1 protein-coding gene is annotated in these 439 nt (G+C 63.1%); it reads left to right on the forward strand.

The window, feature by feature from the left end; translation table 11 throughout:
- Nucleotides 1–439 (forward strand): DUF2182 domain-containing protein (locus EOA29_RS40125; RefSeq protein ID WP_189479208.1); only part of this gene is annotated, 439 nt, incomplete at both ends.

Genomic DNA, 439 nt, shown 5'->3' on the forward strand with positions numbered 1-439 from the left:
TCCACCCGCTGGTTCTGGTCGCCGGCTATCTTTGCACATGGCTCATCGCTTCGGCGCTGTTCGCGGGGCTGACCCTCGGCGTCCATGCTTTTGCTCCGGCGGGGCAATTGCTGGATCCGGTCGTGGGCATTGCCGGAGCGCTGGCCTTGCTGGTCGCAGGCCTCTACCAGTTCAGCGGCTGGAAGGAAGCCTGCCTCACGAAATGCCGGAACCCGTTCTCGATCCTGTTCTCAAACTGGAGCGCGAAACCCCAACGCATCTTCCGGCTCGGCCTGGAACAGGGCCTGTGGTGCCTCGGCTGCTGCTGGGCGCTGATGCTGGTGATGTTCGCCGTCGGCGCAATGAACATCTTCTGGATGGCGTTGATCGGCCTGTTCACCCTGATCGAAAAACAGACCCAGGGCAGGGTGGCAAGCCGGGTCGCCGGTGCGATACTGCT

Origin of the sequence: Mesorhizobium sp. M1E.F.Ca.ET.063.01.1.1, from assembly GCF_003998155.1 — a bacterium.
GTDB lineage: Bacteria > Pseudomonadota > Alphaproteobacteria > Rhizobiales > Rhizobiaceae > Mesorhizobium.